General features: G+C 69.1%; 15 protein-coding genes. 3 read left to right on the top strand and 12 right to left on the bottom strand.

All coding sequences use genetic code 11. The features are described from left to right. Positions 1-36 precede the first annotated feature (36 nt). From surE to K9D25_RS14715, 12 genes are all read right to left on the bottom strand, one after another. Positions 37-825 (bottom strand): 5'/3'-nucleotidase SurE, encoded by a 789-nt coding sequence (gene surE, locus K9D25_RS14770; RefSeq protein ID WP_244376374.1) that lies wholly within the window; start codon positions 823-825, stop codon positions 37-39. Between the two features lie 139 nt (positions 826-964). Further along, positions 965-2260, bottom strand: a complete 1296-nt coding sequence (gene serS / locus K9D25_RS14765; RefSeq protein WP_244376373.1) for a serine--tRNA ligase — start codon at positions 2258-2260, stop codon at positions 965-967. Positions 2261-2486: 226 nt separating this feature from the next. Next, positions 2487-3278 carry a twin-arginine translocase subunit TatC gene (gene tatC, locus K9D25_RS14760; protein ID WP_244376372.1) on the bottom strand — a complete coding sequence of 264 codons (792 nt, stop codon included), beginning with the start codon at positions 3276-3278 and terminating at the stop codon, positions 2487-2489. Next, complete coding sequence (gene tatB / locus K9D25_RS14755) at positions 3275-4270, bottom strand: Sec-independent protein translocase protein TatB (protein WP_244376371.1); 996 nt, start codon at positions 4268-4270, stop codon at positions 3275-3277. Before tatB ends, tatC begins: the two co-directional genes overlap by 4 nt. A gap of 57 nt (positions 4271-4327) precedes the next feature. Beyond that, positions 4328-4552 carry a twin-arginine translocase TatA/TatE family subunit gene (locus K9D25_RS14750; protein ID WP_244376370.1) on the bottom strand — a complete coding sequence of 75 codons (225 nt, stop codon included), beginning with the start codon at positions 4550-4552 and terminating at the stop codon, positions 4328-4330. Between the two features lie 67 nt (positions 4553-4619). Then, positions 4620-5699: an ABC transporter ATP-binding protein gene (locus K9D25_RS14745; protein WP_244450884.1), complete on the bottom strand. Its 1080-nt coding sequence runs from the start codon at positions 5697-5699 to the stop codon at positions 4620-4622. Between the two features lie 34 nt (positions 5700-5733). After that, the gene (gene scpB / locus K9D25_RS14740) at positions 5734-6450 is read right to left on the bottom strand and encodes an SMC-Scp complex subunit ScpB (RefSeq protein ID WP_244376369.1); all 717 of its coding nucleotides are present in this window, start codon (positions 6448-6450) and stop codon (positions 5734-5736) included. Next, on the bottom strand, positions 6447-7253 hold the full coding sequence (locus K9D25_RS14735) for a segregation and condensation protein A (RefSeq protein WP_244376368.1): 807 nt from the start codon (positions 7251-7253) through the stop codon (positions 6447-6449). The genes scpB and K9D25_RS14735 overlap by 4 nt, the downstream gene beginning before the upstream one ends. Positions 7254-7272: 19 nt before the next feature. Then, entirely contained in the window at positions 7273-8301 is a 1029-nt protein-coding gene (gene nagZ / locus K9D25_RS14730; RefSeq protein ID WP_244376367.1) for a beta-N-acetylhexosaminidase, read from the bottom strand. Positions 8302-8315: 14 nt separating this feature from the next. Next, positions 8316-10334 (bottom strand): SPOR domain-containing protein, encoded by a 2019-nt coding sequence (locus K9D25_RS14725; RefSeq protein ID WP_244376366.1) that lies wholly within the window; start codon positions 10332-10334, stop codon positions 8316-8318. Between the two features lie 91 nt (positions 10335-10425). Further along, entirely contained in the window at positions 10426-12192 is a 1767-nt protein-coding gene (argS, locus tag K9D25_RS14720; protein WP_244376365.1) for an arginine--tRNA ligase, read from the bottom strand. Positions 12193-12237: 45 nt separating this feature from the next. After that, the gene (locus tag K9D25_RS14715) at positions 12238-13410 is read right to left on the bottom strand and encodes a deoxyguanosinetriphosphate triphosphohydrolase (protein WP_244376364.1); all 1173 of its coding nucleotides are present in this window, start codon (positions 13408-13410) and stop codon (positions 12238-12240) included. 99 nt (positions 13411-13509) lie between these two features. On the opposite strand from K9D25_RS14715, the gene K9D25_RS14710 reads away from it, so the two are divergent. From K9D25_RS14710 to xth, 3 genes are read left to right on the top strand one after another with little or no spacing between them, the layout of a single operon-like run. Continuing rightward, positions 13510-13866 carry a HesB/IscA family protein gene (locus K9D25_RS14710; protein ID WP_244376363.1) on the top strand — a complete coding sequence of 119 codons (357 nt, stop codon included), beginning with the start codon at positions 13510-13512 and terminating at the stop codon, positions 13864-13866. After that, the gene (locus K9D25_RS14705) at positions 13866-14618 is read left to right on the top strand and encodes a 5'-methylthioadenosine/adenosylhomocysteine nucleosidase (RefSeq protein ID WP_244376362.1); all 753 of its coding nucleotides are present in this window, start codon (positions 13866-13868) and stop codon (positions 14616-14618) included. The genes K9D25_RS14710 and K9D25_RS14705 overlap by 1 nt, the downstream gene beginning before the upstream one ends. A gap of 44 nt (positions 14619-14662) precedes the next feature. Continuing rightward, positions 14663-15445: an exodeoxyribonuclease III gene (gene xth, locus K9D25_RS14700; RefSeq protein ID WP_244376361.1), complete on the top strand. Its 783-nt coding sequence runs from the start codon at positions 14663-14665 to the stop codon at positions 15443-15445. Positions 15446-15453 lie beyond the last annotated feature (8 nt).

Here is a 15453-nt window from a genome sequence, read left to right as displayed (position 1 = left end):
CCTCCCCTGCCCTGCCCGGAACGCCGGGCCTCTGGCTCAGCGCGGCTTCGCGGCCGCCGAGGGCTTGGCGAAGACCTGCGCCAGCCGCGTCATCATCGGCTCGTCGGTCATGTCGAGGCGCAGCGGCGTGACGGAAATGCAGCCCTCGTCGAGCGCGTGCAGGTCCGAGCCGTTGACCGTGTCGAAGATACGCTTCTCGAAGGCGATCCAGAAATAGGGGTTTCCCCTTCCGTCATTACGCGCGTCGATGCGCAGCAAATCCTGATCGCGCCGGCCTTGCGCGGTGACGGCGATGCCGCGCACCTCGTCCACCGGGCGGTTGGGGAAGTTCACATTGACCACGATGCCGGGCGGAATGCCCTCTTCCAGCAGCGTGCGCACCACCTGCGGGCCCCAATGTTCGGCGACATCATAGGGCGGCGCCTTGCGGGTCTCGAAGCCATAGGCCTGCGACAGGGCGATGGAGGGAATGCCGAGCACCGTGCCTTCCATCGCGCCGGCCACCGTGCCGGAATAACCGACATCCTCGGCGACGTTCTGGCCGCGATTGACGCCGGAGAGCACGAGATCGGGCTTGTGGTCTGCGAGGAGGTGCCGCACCGCCATGATGACGCAGTCGGTAGGCGTGCCCTTCACCGCGAAGCGCTTCTCCTCCACCTGCCGCAGCCGCAGCGGATCGGACAGGGAGAGCGAATGCGACACGCCGGACTGGTCGGTTTCCGGCGCCACCACCCACACATCGTCGGACAGCGCCCGGGCAATGCGGGCGCAGGCGTCCAAACCCGGCGCGTGGATGCCGTCGTCATTCGTCACCAGGATGCGCATCTGTCCTCGCTGTTCATTTCAACCTGATCCCGGCCTTACGCGACCGTCATCCCGGCCGCAGCGCAGCGGAGAGCCGGGATCGTTCTCCGCACCGCACGCGATCCCGGATTGGCCTTCGGCCGTCCGGGATGACAGTTGATCAGGCGCGTTCGATCCGCGTCAGCCCGCCCATATAAGGCACCAGCACGTCCGGCACCGTCACCGAGCCGTCCTCGTTCTGGTAATTTTCCAGGATCGCCACCATCGCCCGGCCGACCGCGACGCCCGAACCATTGAGCGTGTGCAGGTAGCGCGGCGCCTTGGCGCCCGCCGGGCGGTAGCGCGCATTCATCCGCCGCGCCTGGAAATCGGTGCAGGTGGAGCAGGAGGAAATCTCGCGGAAGGCGTTCTGGCCCGGCAGCCAGACCTCGATGTCATAGGTCTTGGCCGAGGCGAAGCCCATGTCGCCGGTGCAGAGCGTGACGACGCGGAAATGCAGGCCGAGCTTCTTCAGCACCGCCTGCGCGCAGGCGAGCATGCGCTCATGCTCGTCCGCCGACTGTTCCGGCGTGGTGATGGAGACCATCTCCACCTTGTTGAACTGGTGCTGGCGGATCATGCCGCGCGTATCCCGCCCCGCCGATCCCGCCTCGGCGCGGAAGCAGGGGGTGAGCGCGGTGAAGCGCAGCGGCAGCTCTTCCTCGGAGAGGATGGACTGCGCGACGAGATTGGTCAGCGGCACTTCGGCGGTGGGGATGAGCCAGAAGTCCTCACCGGCACGGAACTGATCCTCGCGGAACTTCGGCAACTGCGCCGTGCCGAACATGGCCTCGTCCTTGACCAGCACCGGCGGCGCCACTTCCGTGTAGCCGTGTTCTTCGGTGTGGGTGTCGATGAAGAACTGGCCGATGGCGCGCTCCAGACGCGCCATCTTGTTCTTCAGCACCACGAACCGGGCGCCGGAGAGTTTCGCCGCCGCCTCGAAATCCATCTGGCCGAGGCCTTCACCAATCTCGAAATGCTGCTTCGGCACGAAGGGAAAGCCGATCTTCTGGCCGACGAGGGCGATCTCGACATTGTCGTGCTCGTCCTTGCCCTCGGGCACCACATCGAGCGGCACGTTGGGAATGGCGGCGAGCCGGTTGTGCAGTTCGGCTTCGGCCGCCTTCACCTGCTCTTCCAGTGCGGGAATATCAGTCTTCAGCGCGCCGACCTCGGCCATCAGCGCCTCAGCCCGGTCGTTCTCGCCCGCCTTCTTGGCGGCGCCGATCTCCTTGGAGGCGGCGTTGCGGCGGGCCTGCAGCTCTTCCAGCCGGACGATGCCGGAACGGCGGGTCTCGTCGAGGGCGATCAGCCCTTCGACCAGCGCCTGCGCTTCCGAGGCATCGGTGCCGCGCCGCACCAGCGCGTTGACGAGCCCGTTCGGCTCTTCGCGGATCCACTTGATGTCGTGCATGGCAGTCTCGCCTTCAAACGCGCCGCTCCCGGCCTCGCGCCGGAACGTGAGGGACGTAGCCAATCGGGAAGGCGGGGACAAGTGCGGCGTGGCGAAAGCGCAGTGGTGCGCGCTTCGAGGCTCGCTCCGCTCGCACCTCAGCATGACGAGGGACAATTCGGCAAAGGCGCGCAACGTCATCCTGAGGTGCCCGGCAAAGCCGGGCCTCGAAGGATGCCGCCTGGAATCACACGGCCGCGTCGGCCGCCGCTTCCGCCGCGCGCTTCTTCTTCTCGACCATGCGCACGAGGAAGACCGAGACCTCGTAGAGCAGCAAGGTCGGGATGGCGAGGGCGAACTGGCTCACCACATCAGGCGGCGTCAGCACCGCCGCGAGGATGAACACGCCGACAATGGCGTAGCGCCGCGCCTTCTTCAGCTGGTCCGAGGTGACGACGCCGATCTGCGCCAGCAGCGTGAGGATGACGGGGAGCTGGAAGCAGATGCCGAAGGCGAAGATCAGCGTCATGATGAGCGAGAGATATTCGCTCACCTGCGGCAGCATGGAGATTTCCGGCGAGCCCGGCCCCGCCAGCTGCTGCATGGAGAGGAAATAGGTCATCGCCAGCGGCATGGCGACGAAATAGACGAAGGCCGCGCCGATGAGGAAGCACACCGGCGTCGCGATCAGATAGGGCCGGAAGGCGTTCTTCTCGTGGCTGTAGAGCCCCGGCGCGACGAACATGTAGATCTGCGTCGCCACGATGGGGAAGGAGATGAACGCCGCCCCGAACATGCCGAGCTTGATCTGGGTGAACAGGAATTCCTGCGGCGCGGTGTAGATCAGCTTGACGTGCTCGGTGCCGCCGGCCGCGAATTCATAGGGCCAGAGCAGGATGTTGTAGATGAACTTGCCCAGCATGAAGCAGCCGAAGAACGCGATGAAGAACGCGATCAGCGACTTGATCAGGCGGGCGCGCAGCTCGATCAGATGTTCAATCAGCGGCGCCTTGGAGGCGTCGATGTCATCCTGACTCATGTGGCCGGCCCTTCATCGCCGGAGGCCGGCTTGACCTTAACGCGTGGCTTGGCAGGCCGCTTGGCGGCGGGTGCGGCAGGTGCCTGATCGAGCGAGGCAACGGCCTCGAACAGGCCCGGTTCGGCCGCCTCGACGACAGGGGCGGGCTTGCGCGGACGGCGTGTCGCGGGCTTCGGCGCCGCGTCCACCGGTGCCGGCTCCGCGGGGACCGCGTCCACCGGAGGTGCAACGGCCTTCGCTACCGAGGCGCGCCCGCGCTTGGGCTTCGGCGCCGCAGGCACGGCGGCGGGAGCGACCTCGGTGTCCTTTGCAGGCTCGGCAGCCGTCTGCGGACGCGGAGCCGCAGGCGTGGCCGCGACGGGAGCGGGCGCCGCAGGCGACGCGGGTGCAGGAGCGGCCGGGGCCGATGCTGGTGGCACCGCCGGGGCGGGTGCGCCCGGCGTCGCGGCGGGCGGGGTCGCCGCCGGCGCCGCAGCCGTCGCCGGCGCGGCAGACGCAACCGCAGCGGCGGACGGTGAGGGTGCCGGAGCGGCGGGTACGACGGCCTCAAGCCCGGTCGCTGCGTTGCGCACCTCGTCCTCCACCGTCTCGAACGGATGCGGCTCAAGGTCGCCGGGCGCGGGCAGCGCCGTCTCGGCCGTGTCGGCGGGCGGCAGGCTGCTGCCGGCTTCCACGCTACCGGTCGGCGCCTTCAGCTCGGTTTCGATGTCCTGCAGCGGATTGGTCGGCAGTGCCTTGGCCAGCGACTCGCGCGCATTGCTGGCGAGACCGGAGAGATCGTTGCGCAGCCCGCTGACGCTGTCCTTGAGGTCGGAAAGCTCCGCCTCACGCAGCGCCTCGTTGAACTGCCCCTGGAACTCGCCCGCCATATGGCGGAGCTTGCGCACGCCCTGCCCCATGGTGCGGAGCACGCGCGGCAACTCCTTCGGCCCGATCACCACAAGGGCGACCACGCCGATGACGAGAAATTCCGACCAGCCGATATCAAGCATACATCATGCGGGGCCGCGACACGCGACCCTCCCCGATCGAGAAGCCGAGGCCGGAAATCAGCCGACCTTGGTCCGCTCGGCTTCCACCTTCGGCTGGTGATCGAGCGAGCGCGCCGGCTCGGCGGGCTTGGCCGCCGTGTCGTCGTCGTCCGCCATCCCCTTCTTGAACGCCTTGATGCCCTTGGCGGCATCGCCCATCAGCTCGGACAGCTTGCCGCGACCGAAGAGGAGGAGCACGACCACCAGCACGATGATCCAGTGCCAGATGCTGAGAGAACCCATCACAAAACTCCCTTGCCCGAAGCGCCGCCGGCCCCTTGCAGCCGCGCATCGCAATTCAACCCGGACACTAGGGCCGCCCCGTGGCGAAGACAAGAACCTCCGCCGGCTCGATGTTCACTCCGACGTCATGCCCACGTAATAGGCCGGCGGTCGGACGGCGGCGTGCGACCAATGGCCGGTCCAGCCCCTCCACCGCCACCTCGTAAAGGTCGATTTCGCCGAGGAAGCGGTGATGGACGATTCGCCCCCGCACACCGGAGCCGGGCGCCTTCAGCTCGATGCCCTGCGGGCGGATGGCCACTGTGGCCGCCGCCCCCTCGGCAAGCCCGGGAGCGGGGAAACTGCCGAGCGGGGTGGCCACGCGACCATCGCGCACGACGCCCTCTACCTCGTTGATCTCGCAGAAGAAACGCGCCACTTCAAGGTCGGCGGGATGGCGGTAGAGCTCTTCCGGGGCGCCGATTTGAACCAGCTGCCCCTTGCGCATCAGCGCGATGCGGTCACCGAGCCGCATCGCCTCTTCCGGGTCGTGTGTGACGATGATGCAGGTGGCGCGGGCATCGCGCAGAACCTTCAGCGTCTCGCTGCGCACACTGCCCCGCAGCCGACTGTCGAGGCCGGAGAACGGTTCGTCCATAAGGAGAATGCCGGGGCGCGGCACGAGCGCGCGGGCGAGCGCCACGCGCTGCTGCTCACCGCCCGACAAAGCATGTGGATAGTTTTCCGCATAGGCGGCAAGGCGCACCCGTTCCAGCGCCCGCAACGCCTCGTCATGCGCCCCCGCCGGCCCCAGACGGCGCAGGCCGAAGGCGACGTTTTCCACATTGGTGAGGTGGGGGAACAGCGCATAGTCCTGGAACACCAGCCCGATGGCGCGCTTTTCCGGCGGCACGAACGCGCCCGGACCGGCCACCACCTGCCGGTCAAGCAGGATTCGCCCGTGGCTCGGCCGCTCGATGCCGGCGATCAGCCGCAGCAACGTGGTCTTGCCGCAGCCGGACTGGCCAAGCAGGCAAAGGATTTCGCCCGGCTCCACGGTGAGGCTGACACCACGCACCGCTTCCACCTCGCCATAGCCGTGGCGCACCTCTTCCAGCACCAGCCGGCTGGCGAGCGAGACCGGCGTGCGGGAGGGCTGGGACGGCATGGCGCTACCTGATTCTGTCAGCATGGGGGCTCTTTCAGTCGTCCGGATCGTCGTCGCCATCCGGTTCATGCGCGAAGGACAGCTCGAATTCCGGCTCCAGCGGGTCTTCGTCGTCCTTCAGGTCGGGCGCGTCGCTGGGCAGCGGCACGGTAAGGCCAGCGGCCACGCGCGAATCGATCATCCCGGTGCCGCGCAGTTCGTCGAGGCCCGGCAGGTCCTGGATGGTATCGAGGCCATAATGGACGAGAAAGGTCTCGGTGGTGCCATAGGTCACCGGCCGCCCGGGGCTGCGCCGCCGCCCGCGCAGCCGCACCCAGCCGGCGGCGAGCAGCACGTCGAGCGTGCCCTTGTTTGTGGACACGCCGCGAATTTCCTCGATCTCGGCGCGGGTGACAGGCTGGTGATAGGCAATGATCGCCAGCGTCTCCAACGCGGCACGCGAGAGCCGGCGCGGCTCGGGCTTGTCGCGGGCGAGCAGGAAGCCGAGATCGGGCGCGGTGCGCAGCATCCATTTGCCGGCCACCCGCGCGAGATTGAAGCCGCGGTCGGCATAGTCGGCCGAGAGCGTGGCGAGCAACGCCCGCACATCGGCGCCATCGGGCAGGCGTGCGGCCATGGTGGCTTCGTCCAGCGGCTCGCCGGCCGCGAACAACATGGCTTCGAGCAGGCGCAGATCCGGGTCGCGTCCCGGCGCGCGCGGTGCCTCCTCCGCCGGCTCCGGCAGGGGACTGCGGGCGGCGTCGGCGCTCATGCGCCCTCCTCCGGCACGTCGCGCCGGCTGCGAATCCAGATCGGCGCGAAGCTCTCCTCCTGCTGCACGTCGATCAGCCCTTCACGCACCATTTCCAAAGTCGCCGAGAAGCCCGACGCGAGCGCGGTCGCCCGCATCTTCGGGTCGGCGATCCAGTTGAGCAGGAAACCGTCGAGCCGGGACCATTCGCCATGCAGCGCCAGCCGCCCCAGCAGCCGCTCCAGCCGCTCGCGCGCCTCGGCCAGCGAGATCACGCTGCGCGGGGGAAAGCGCACCTGCGACAGCGCCATCTTCTGGCGCTGGGCACCATAGGCGGCGAGCAGATCATAGAGCGTCGCCTCATAGACGATGGGACCGGCCGCCTGCAGCGGCTCCGGCGCCCCACGCGTGAAAACCTCGTGGCCGATGCGGTCGCGTGTGGCGAGATGCGCGGCGGCGGCGCGGATCTGCTCCAGCCGGCGTAGCCGCTCTGCGAGATCGGCGGCGAGATCGGAAGCGCTCGGCCCCTCCTCCTTCGGCGGGTCGGGCAGCAGCAGGCGCGATTTGAGATAGGCGAGCCACGCCGCCATGACGAGGTAGTCGGCCGCCAGTTCCAGCCGGATGCGGCGCGCCTCCTCGACGAAGTGCAGATACTGCTCGGCGAGCTGGAGGATGGAGATGCGGTGCAAATCCACCTTCTGCGTGCGCGCCAGCGCCAGCAGCAGGTCGAGCGGCCCTTCGAAGCCGTCGACATCCACCACCAGCGCGGGCTCGCCCGCCTGGCGCGCGGCGTCGGCATCGAAGGTGAACTGGCTTTGGACCATCAGGAACCGCGAACGACGTTCAGGACGCCGCGATCATAGCCGAAAAACGCGTCCGTGCCTCATCCAGGGCGATTTCCTCCGGCACCGCCAGACGTGCGAGCGCCGCCGCGCAGCGCCGGGCCGCCGCGCCCGCGAGGAGTGGCGTGCGGGAGGCGACTTCCGTCATCTCGTCGAGCCGGCCATTGCAGTGCAGCGCGAGGTCGCAGCCGGCGGCGAAGGACGCCTCGGCGCGGTGCGCGAGCGACCCCGCCAGCGCGCCCATGGACAGATCGTCGCTCATCAGCGCGCCGTCAAAACCGATATGGCCGCGAATGATCTCGTCGATCACCGTGGGCGAGGTCGTGGCAGGGCGGTCGGGGTCGATGGCGGCGTAGACGACATGCGCCGTCATGCCGAGCGGCAGGTCGGCCAACGCACGGAACGGCGCGAAATCCGTCGCTTCCAGTTCGGCGCGGGAGGTCTCGACCACCGGCAGGCTCTCATGGCTGTCGGCACGGGCGCGGCCATGGCCGGGAATGTGCTTGAGCACCGGCAGCACGCCGCCGCTCATCAGCCCTTCGGCCGCCGCGCGGGCGAGATGCGCCACCTGCGGCGGGGTCGCCCCATAGGCGCGGTCGCCGATGATGCCATGGCCTTCGGGCAGGCGCAGATCGGCGCAAGGCACGCAGTCGATAGTGATGCCGAGCGCCGCGAGATCGGCCGCCATCAGACGGGCACCGAGGCGGGCGGCCTCGGCCGCGCCGTTCGGGTCACCCGCCTCGGCGCGGCGCGCGAACACGTCCGCCGGCGGATAGACCGGCCAGTGCGGCGGGGCGAGGCGCTGAACCCGCCCGCCTTCCTGGTCGATCAGCACCGGCGCGTCGGGGCGGCCAACCGTGGCACGAAAGGCGGCGACAAGCGCCGCCACCTGGGCGGGGCTCTCGACATTGCGGCGGAACAGGATCAGCCCCCACGGAGCCGCCTCCTCAAGAAAGGCGATCTCATCAGGGGTGAGCACGGTGCCGGCGCAGCCGGTGATGAAGGCGCGCGGCGCGGGCGAGGTGGTCATGAGACTCCGGCGGCTCAGTTGCGGGCGACCATGCAGGTCGTACCCTGGGCGCGCAGGGCTTCGCACAGGCTCACCGCGCCGTCACGCGAGCTGAAATTGCCCACCTGCGCCCGGTAATAGATGCCCTTGTCGCCGAGATCGGCCCGCTTCACGCTGAAGGGCTGGCCGCGCAGCAGATCGGCATAGCGGGTCTGGGCGCTGCGCCAGGTCGCCTGCGCCTCCGCTTCGGAGCGCACGGAGGCGATCTGCACGACATAGGCGCCCGCCGGAACCGACGCGGCGCCCGACGACGCCGCAGGCGCCGCCGCCGTGCGGGCGGGTGGCGCGGCGGGGGCCGGGGTCGCCGCGCGTGGGGCTGCCGCCGTGGCAGCAGCCGGTGCCGGCGCGGGGGCCGAGTCAGTGGGCATGTTCTCGACGATGGAGGGCGTCGCGGCGAGCGGCGTGGGCGAGGTCGGCACGGTGCCGCCCGCGCCCATGTTCAGCGCGACGGGATTGCCGGCGGGAGCGGCCGAAGCGCCGGGAGGCATTGGCGCGGCCGGGGCCGGCACCTCCACCACCGTGCCATCGGCCCGGACGGTGAGGGTGCGCACGCGCTTGGGCTCGCCGGAACCGGGCTGCGAGGCACTGGACGGCGAGGTCTGGATGACGCGCGGCTGCGGCTGCGCCGCCTGCGACACGTCGACCGGCTGCTCCTCGCTCGACACCACCTGCTCATTGCCGGTGGTGGCGCCGCCGACGCGGTCATAGATCAGCTTCTGGCCATCGGCGCTCTGTTCCGCCGCCGCCGGCTGGTTGGGAACCACCTTGTTGGGTCCCTGATCGGCGCGAATGACCGGCGGAGCGCCGGCGACCGTGGAGGACGAGCGGCCGGACATCAGGCTATAGCCGATGGCGGCGGCACCGATGAACACCACAACGGCCCCGCCGATCATCATCAGGCGCTTGCGGTCGAGCCCCCTGGGCGCCTGCTCCTCCGGCGCGTAATCGTCATAGGCATCTGCCTCCGGCGGGTAGTCGTCAGCGGAACGCCCGTAATCATAGGCGTCCTCGTCAAGATCGACCGGCTGCTGGGTGCTCGCGGGACGGCCTTGCGCCGCCGAGCCGGCCGGCGGCGCGGCGGGGGCCGGCGCGTCGACGGCGCGGGCCGCCGCCGTGGCGCGGGTCATCCAGGCGGGAATGCGGGAATCGGCAGCCTCGTCGCCGGCTGCCAAGGGTGCCGCCGCAGCCTGGGCGGCCGCCTCCCGGCGGGCACTTTCCTGACGCGCCGCCTGCTGGCGCGCGGCCTCCTGACGGGCCGCATCCTGGCGCGCCGCGTCCTGTCGCACGGCTTCCTGCCGCAGCGCCTCACGGCGCAGTGCTTCCTGACGCGCGGCTTCCTGCCGTGCCGCTTCCTGGCGTGCGGCTTCCTGGCGGCCAAGATCCGGGCGGGAAGCCTCCTGACGCAGGGCATCCTGACGCACAGCTTCCTGACGCAGAGCCTCCTGACGCGCCATGTCCGCCGCCGTCATCGGCCGCGGCGAGGGAGCGCGAGGCGCCTCGGGGCGGGGCGCTTCCGGCCGTGGGGGCAGCGGGCGCTGCGGCGCCGACGGCGGGGCAGCCGGGGCCGGCATGCGGCGGCCGGCCTCGGTCACCTGCGGGCGCGGCGGCACATAGGGCGCGCGCGGATCGGGCCGTTCGCCACGGGCGGGCTCGCGATGGGCGTCGGGTGCCGGGTAGTCCGAACCCGGACGCGGCGGCGCTCCGCGCGACACGCCCTCACCATAGACTTCCGCCGCCAGCGCGGCGAAGGAACCGGGGGCGGGACGCGCTTCATCGGTGGGGCGGCGCGCCGTCAGCGGCGGCCGGGTGGGCGGGGGAGACATGGGCCGGCCCGAAGGGGCGGCCGGGGGCTGGGGCGGGGCGGCCGTCCGCGCGGGCGGCGACTGGCGCAGCAGCTCGGCGAAATCGTCTTCCTGGGCCATCAGACGCGCAAGTTCGGCAAGCGGGTCCTCGGCGCCGTTTTCCGGCCGGTCACGCATGTTCTCATTGCCCATCTTCAGAACCTGTTCGCCACGTTCAACACCAGGACCGCCCATCGGGCGGCATCACGGGAGCGGCAGGTCGAACGAACCGTCGCGAACGCGCTCACCGCATTTCTTCGGGAGCATCGACTCCAAGAATGGAAAGTCCTGAAGCGATGATCAGCGCGACGGCGTGCACCAAAGCCAGCCGCGCATAGGTCAACTCTCGATCATCTTCGATAATGAAGCGTAAATGAGGCAGATCCTTTCCGCGATTCCACTGTCCGTGCAGGGCGCTGGCGAGATCGTAGAGATAAAAGGCGAGCCGGTGCGGCTCGCGCGCCGGGGCCGCCTGCTCGATCAGCCGCGGATAATTGGCAATGAGGCGGGCGAGCCCCACTTCCCCTTCGTCGTCGAGACGCGCCAGCGCCGCGCCGGCGAAGTCGGCCGGCGCCGTCGGCAGGTCGGCGAAAGCCTGCGCCGCGTTGCGCAGGATGGAGCAGGCCCGCGCATGCGCGTACTGCACATAGAACACCGGATTGTCGCGCGACTGCTCGATCACCTTGGCGAGATCGAAGTCGAGCACCGCGTCGTTCTTGCGGTTGATCATCATGAACCGCACCGCGTCGCGGCCGACCTCGTCGACCACGTCACGCAAGGTCACGAAATCGCCGGCGCGCTTCGACATCTTCACCGGCTCGCCATTGCGCAGCAGCCGCACCAGCTGGCACAGCTCGACATCGAGGCTGGCTTCGCCGTCGGAGGCGGCCTTCACCGCCGCCTGCATGCGCTTGACGTAGCCGCCATGGTCGGCGCCCCAGATGTCGATCATCCGCTTGAAGCCGCGGTCGAATTTGTCCTTGTGGTAGGCGATGTCGGCGGCGAAGTAGGTATAGGCGCCGTCCGACTTCATCAGAGGGCGGTCGACATCGTCGCCAAACTGCGTGGCGCGGAACAGCGTCTGCTCGCGATCCTCCCAATCCTCCACCGGCTGCCCCTTGGGCGGCGCCAGGCGGCCCTCATAGACGAGATCGCGCGCCCGCAGCGTCTCCAGCAGCCGATCGATGATGCTCGGCGCGCCGTCCGGCCGGGCATGCAGCGTGCGCTCGGAAAAGAAGGTCTCGTGATGGATGTTGAGGGCAGCGAGATCGGTGCGGATCATCGCCATCATCGCGTCGATGGCGATGGCGCGCACCGCCGGCAGCCATTCCTCTTCCGGCTTGTCCAGAAGTGTCCGGCCGTATTTCGTCACCAGCGCCTTGCCGACGGGGACGAGATAGTCGCCGGGATAAAGCCCCTCGGGGATGGTGATCGTCTCGCCCAGTGCCTCGCGGTAGCGCAGGTAGGCGGAGCGGGCGAGCACGTCGACCTGTGCGCCAGCATCGTTGATGTAATATTCCCGCGTCACCTTCCAGCCGGCGAAAGCCAGCAGATTGGCCAGCGCGTCGCCGAAGACGGCGCCACGGCAATGGCCGACATGCATCGGGCCGGTGGGGTTGGCGGAGACATATTCGACATTGATCGGCTGGCCGCCACCTGCCTGCGAGCGGCCGTAGTCACGGCCCTGAACCAGCACGGCGGCAAGCACCTGCGGCCAGTAGGAACCGTCCAGCGTCAGATTGATGAAGCCGGGCCCGGCCACATCCACCTTCGCGACACCCGGCAGCGCCGCCAGTTTGGCCGACAGCTTCTCCGCGAGGTCACGCGGCTTCATGCCCGCTTCCTTGGCGAGCACCATCGCCGCATTGGTGGAGAGGTCGCCATGGGAGGCGTCGCGCGGCGGCTCAACCACGACGCGCGCCGTATCGACCCCGGCGGGCACCACCCCTTCGCGTCCGAGCGCGGCAAGGGCGTCGCGGACGTGATCGGCGAACAGGGCGAAAAGGTTCATGACGGCAGACTCCCGGCGCGGCCAGACCCAAAGGGGCCGCTGCCGCTACCGCAGTTCCGGTGCCCTGTCAAAGAGCCGGGCATGCTCGGCGAGGGCGTAACGGTCGGTCTGGCCGGCGAGGAAATCGGCGATCCGCCGGGCGCGCGCCACCTCGCTGCGACCCTCGACGCTGGCCCGCCACTCCTCCGGCAGGGCGGCGGTATCGGCCATGTAGCGGGCGAACAGGTCGCGCACCACCGCCCCGGCCGCGTCCATCGCCGCCATCACCCGCGGGTGGCGGTACATGCGCGGAAACAGGAACGCCTTGATCGCCTTTTCCGCCGCGGCCGTCTCCGCCGAGAAACCCACCACGGCATGGCCGAGCCGGCGCAGGGCGTCGGCGTCGGCCGGCTGCGCGCGGGCGATCCGCCGGCGGCTCTCCGCCACCACATCGCCGATCAGCACGGTGATCATCCGCCGGCCGAGTTCATGGAACAGCCGGGCGCGGTCGAGATGGGGCCAGCCGGCGCGGATCTCGGTGAGGATCGGCCCGACCACCGGTAGTTCGGCCAGTTCGTCGAGACCGAAAAGGCCGGCGCGCAGCCCGTCATCGAGGTCGTGAACGTCATAGGCGATGTCGTCGGCGATGGCGGCGACCTGCGCCTCGGCGGAGGGCCAGCTCCAAAGCCAGAGGTCCTGCCGCTCGGCATGCACCTCGATGGCGTGCGGCAGCGGCGCGTGCTGCGGGCCGTTATGCTTGACGATGCCCTCATGCGTCTCCCAGCACAGGTTCAGCCCGTCGAAATCGGGATAGCGGTTCTCCAGCCGCGTCACCACGCGCAACGACTGCGCATTGTGATCGAAGCCGCCATAGGCCGCCATGCAGGCATCGAGCACACGCTCGCCGGCATGGGCGAAGGGCGGATGGCCGAGATCATGCGCCAGGGCCAGCGCCTCGCTCAGATCCTCGTCGAGGCCGAGCGCCCGCGCCACCGAGCGCGCGACCTGCACCACCTCCAGCGTGTGGGTCAGCCTCGTGCGGTAATGATCCCCCTCGTGATAGGAGAACACCTGCGTCTTGTAGGCCAGCCGGCGGAAGGCGCTGGAATGGATGATGCGGTCGGCATCGCGGCGAAAGGCGCTGCGCGCATCGCCGCCGGCTTCGGGGTAGAGGCGCCCCCGGCTTTCCTCAGCCTTCGACGCCCATGGCGCCCGCGGCTGCGCCCCGGCCACCGCCATGCGCGTCTCTCCTGCCCGTTCTGCGAGAAGCCCCCTTTGACTCGGGGGCGGCAGCACTTAACTATCCGGGCAGGTCATATTCAACGGGAAGTGTGCGACATGAGCGCAGGTCCATCGCCCGACATCGCGGCCCCGTCCGTCGGCGTCACCGCCAGCGCGGCGCGGCGCATCGCCGAAATCCTCAAGGGAGAACCGCCGGAAACCATGCTGCGCGTCAGCGTGGAAGGTGGCGGCTGCTCGGGCTTCCAGTACAAGTTTGACATCACCCGCGAGCGCGACGCGGATGACATCGTCATCGCCGAGGGCGGGGCGAGCGTGGTCATCGACCCCGTTTCGCTGGAATATATGTCGGGCTCGCATATCGACTTTGTCGACGACCTGATCGGCGCCTCGTTCCGCATCGCCAACCCGCACGCCACCGCTTCCTGCGGCTGCGGCACCAGCTTCGCCCTCTGATGCGCCCGATTGGCGTCCTCTGCGCCATTCCGCAGGAATTCGCCTTTCTCGCCGACAATCTGACGGCGACGCAGGTCACCGAGAGCGCCGGCATGGTGTTTCATGCCGGACGGCTCGACGGTCATCAGGTGGTGCTGGCGCGCGCCGGCATGGGCAAGGTCAACGCCGCCATTGCGGCCACCCTGCTGCTGGAGCGGTTCGACTGCCGTCTGCTGCTGTTCTCCGGCATCGCCGGCGGGCTCGATCCCGCGCTCTCCATCGGCGATGTGGTGATCGCCGATCATGTGGTGCAGCACGATGCCGGCTATTACGGCGCGGATGAAGGCTTCGTCGTCTATCAGGCCGGCCATCTGCCGTTCTTCAGCCCGCAGGAGGAACTGGGCCATAGCGCCGATGGCGATCTGATCGGGCGGGTGCGTTCCGCGCTACGGGAACTCTCGCTCGCCCCGCTCTCCGCCGCCGGCGGCGAGCGCCCGCCGCGTCTGCATTATGGCCGCATCCTCACCGGCGACCAGTTCATCAATTCCGAGACGCTGCGCGAGCGTCTGTTCCGCGAACTGGGCGGCGCGGCGGTGGAGATGGAAGGCGCGGCGATGGCGCAGGCCGCCACCGCCTTCGGCGTGCCCTGGCTGGTGGTGCGTACGCTTTCCGATCTCGCCGGCCGCGATTCGCATTTCGATTTCCGCCAGTTCGTCGACGAGGTGGCGCTGTCCTCCGCCCTCATCGTGCGCCGGCTGCTGCCGGTGCTGTAGACTGGCCGCGACTCGCCCTTCCCTTCGCCTTCCGTGAGACGCCGATGCGCATCGCCACCTGGAACGTCAATTCGATCCGGCAACGCCAGGAGCACGCCGTGGCCTGGCTCACCGAGACACGCCCGGACGTGGTGTGCCTGCAGGAGCTGAAATGCACCGACGAGTCGTTCCCGCGCGAGGCGTTCGAGGCGCTCGGCTATAATGTCGCCGTGCATGGCCAGAAGGGCTTCAATGGCGTCGCCGTGCTCTCCCGCCTGCCCTTCGACGAAGTGACGTCCGGTCTGCCGGGCGACGAGACGGACGTGCAGTCGCGCTTCATCGAGGTGGTGGTCTCCACCCCGGAAGGCTCGCTGCGCGTGTGCGGCATCTACCTGCCCAATGGCAATCCGGTGGGAACGGAGAAATACCCCTACAAGCTCGGCTGGATGCAGCGGCTGAAAACCCATATCGCCGGGCGCCTCGCCTTCGAGGAACCGTTCATCGTCTGCGGCGACTACAATGTCATCCCCGAGCCGGAAGACGCCGCCCATCCCGAAGCGTGGACGCAGGACGCACTTTTCCTGCCGCAGACGCGGGCGGCGTTCCGGGAAATCCTCAATCTCGGCATGACCGACGCGCTGCGCGCCACCACGCAGGACACCGGCCTCTACAGCTTCTGGGACTATCAGGCCGGCGCCTGGCAGCGGAACAACGGAATCCGCATCGACCATCTGCTGCTCTCGCCGCAGGCCACCGACCGGCTGAAGGCCGTCGGCATCGACAAGCATGTGCGCGGCTGGGAGAAGCCCTCCGACCATGTGCCTGTCTGGGCGGAGCTCACATTTTAGGGGCTGCG

This window comes from Ancylobacter polymorphus (assembly GCF_022836935.1).
Classification (GTDB): Bacteria; Pseudomonadota; Alphaproteobacteria; order Rhizobiales; family Xanthobacteraceae; genus Ancylobacter; species Ancylobacter polymorphus_A.
This window is presented reverse-complemented; position numbering and strand designations above follow the sequence as displayed.

Excerpts from the sequence above, each read along its gene's own strand:
- surE (WP_244376374.1), bottom strand. The coding sequence starts at position 825 with ATGCGCATCCTGGTGACGAATGACGACGGCATCCACGCGCCGGGTTTG.
- serS (WP_244376373.1), bottom strand. The coding sequence starts at position 2,260 with ATGCACGACATCAAGTGGATCCGCGAAGAGCCGAACGGGCTCGTCAAC.
- tatC (WP_244376372.1), bottom strand. The coding sequence starts at position 3,278 with ATGAGTCAGGATGACATCGACGCCTCCAAGGCGCCGCTGATTGAACAT.
- tatB (WP_244376371.1), bottom strand. The coding sequence starts at position 4,270 with ATGCTTGATATCGGCTGGTCGGAATTTCTCGTCATCGGCGTGGTCGCC.
- K9D25_RS14750 (WP_244376370.1), bottom strand. The coding sequence starts at position 4,552 with ATGGGTTCTCTCAGCATCTGGCACTGGATCATCGTGCTGGTGGTCGTG.
- K9D25_RS14745 (WP_244450884.1), bottom strand. The coding sequence starts at position 5,699 with ATGCCGTCCCAGCCCTCCCGCACGCCGGTCTCGCTCGCCAGCCGGCTG.
- scpB (WP_244376369.1), bottom strand. The coding sequence starts at position 6,450 with ATGAGCGCCGACGCCGCCCGCAGTCCCCTGCCGGAGCCGGCGGAGGAG.
- K9D25_RS14735 (WP_244376368.1), bottom strand. The coding sequence starts at position 7,253 with ATGGTCCAAAGCCAGTTCACCTTCGATGCCGACGCCGCGCGCCAGGCG.
- nagZ (WP_244376367.1), bottom strand. The coding sequence starts at position 8,301 with ATGACCACCTCGCCCGCGCCGCGCGCCTTCATCACCGGCTGCGCCGGC.
- K9D25_RS14725 (WP_244376366.1), bottom strand. The coding sequence starts at position 10,334 with ATGGGCAATGAGAACATGCGTGACCGGCCGGAAAACGGCGCCGAGGAC.
- argS (WP_244376365.1), bottom strand. The coding sequence starts at position 12,192 with ATGAACCTTTTCGCCCTGTTCGCCGATCACGTCCGCGACGCCCTTGCC.
- K9D25_RS14715 (WP_244376364.1), bottom strand. The coding sequence starts at position 13,410 with ATGGCGGTGGCCGGGGCGCAGCCGCGGGCGCCATGGGCGTCGAAGGCT.
- K9D25_RS14710 (WP_244376363.1), top strand. The coding sequence starts at position 13,510 with ATGAGCGCAGGTCCATCGCCCGACATCGCGGCCCCGTCCGTCGGCGTC.
- K9D25_RS14705 (WP_244376362.1), top strand. The coding sequence starts at position 13,866 with ATGCGCCCGATTGGCGTCCTCTGCGCCATTCCGCAGGAATTCGCCTTT.
- xth (WP_244376361.1), top strand. The coding sequence starts at position 14,663 with ATGCGCATCGCCACCTGGAACGTCAATTCGATCCGGCAACGCCAGGAG.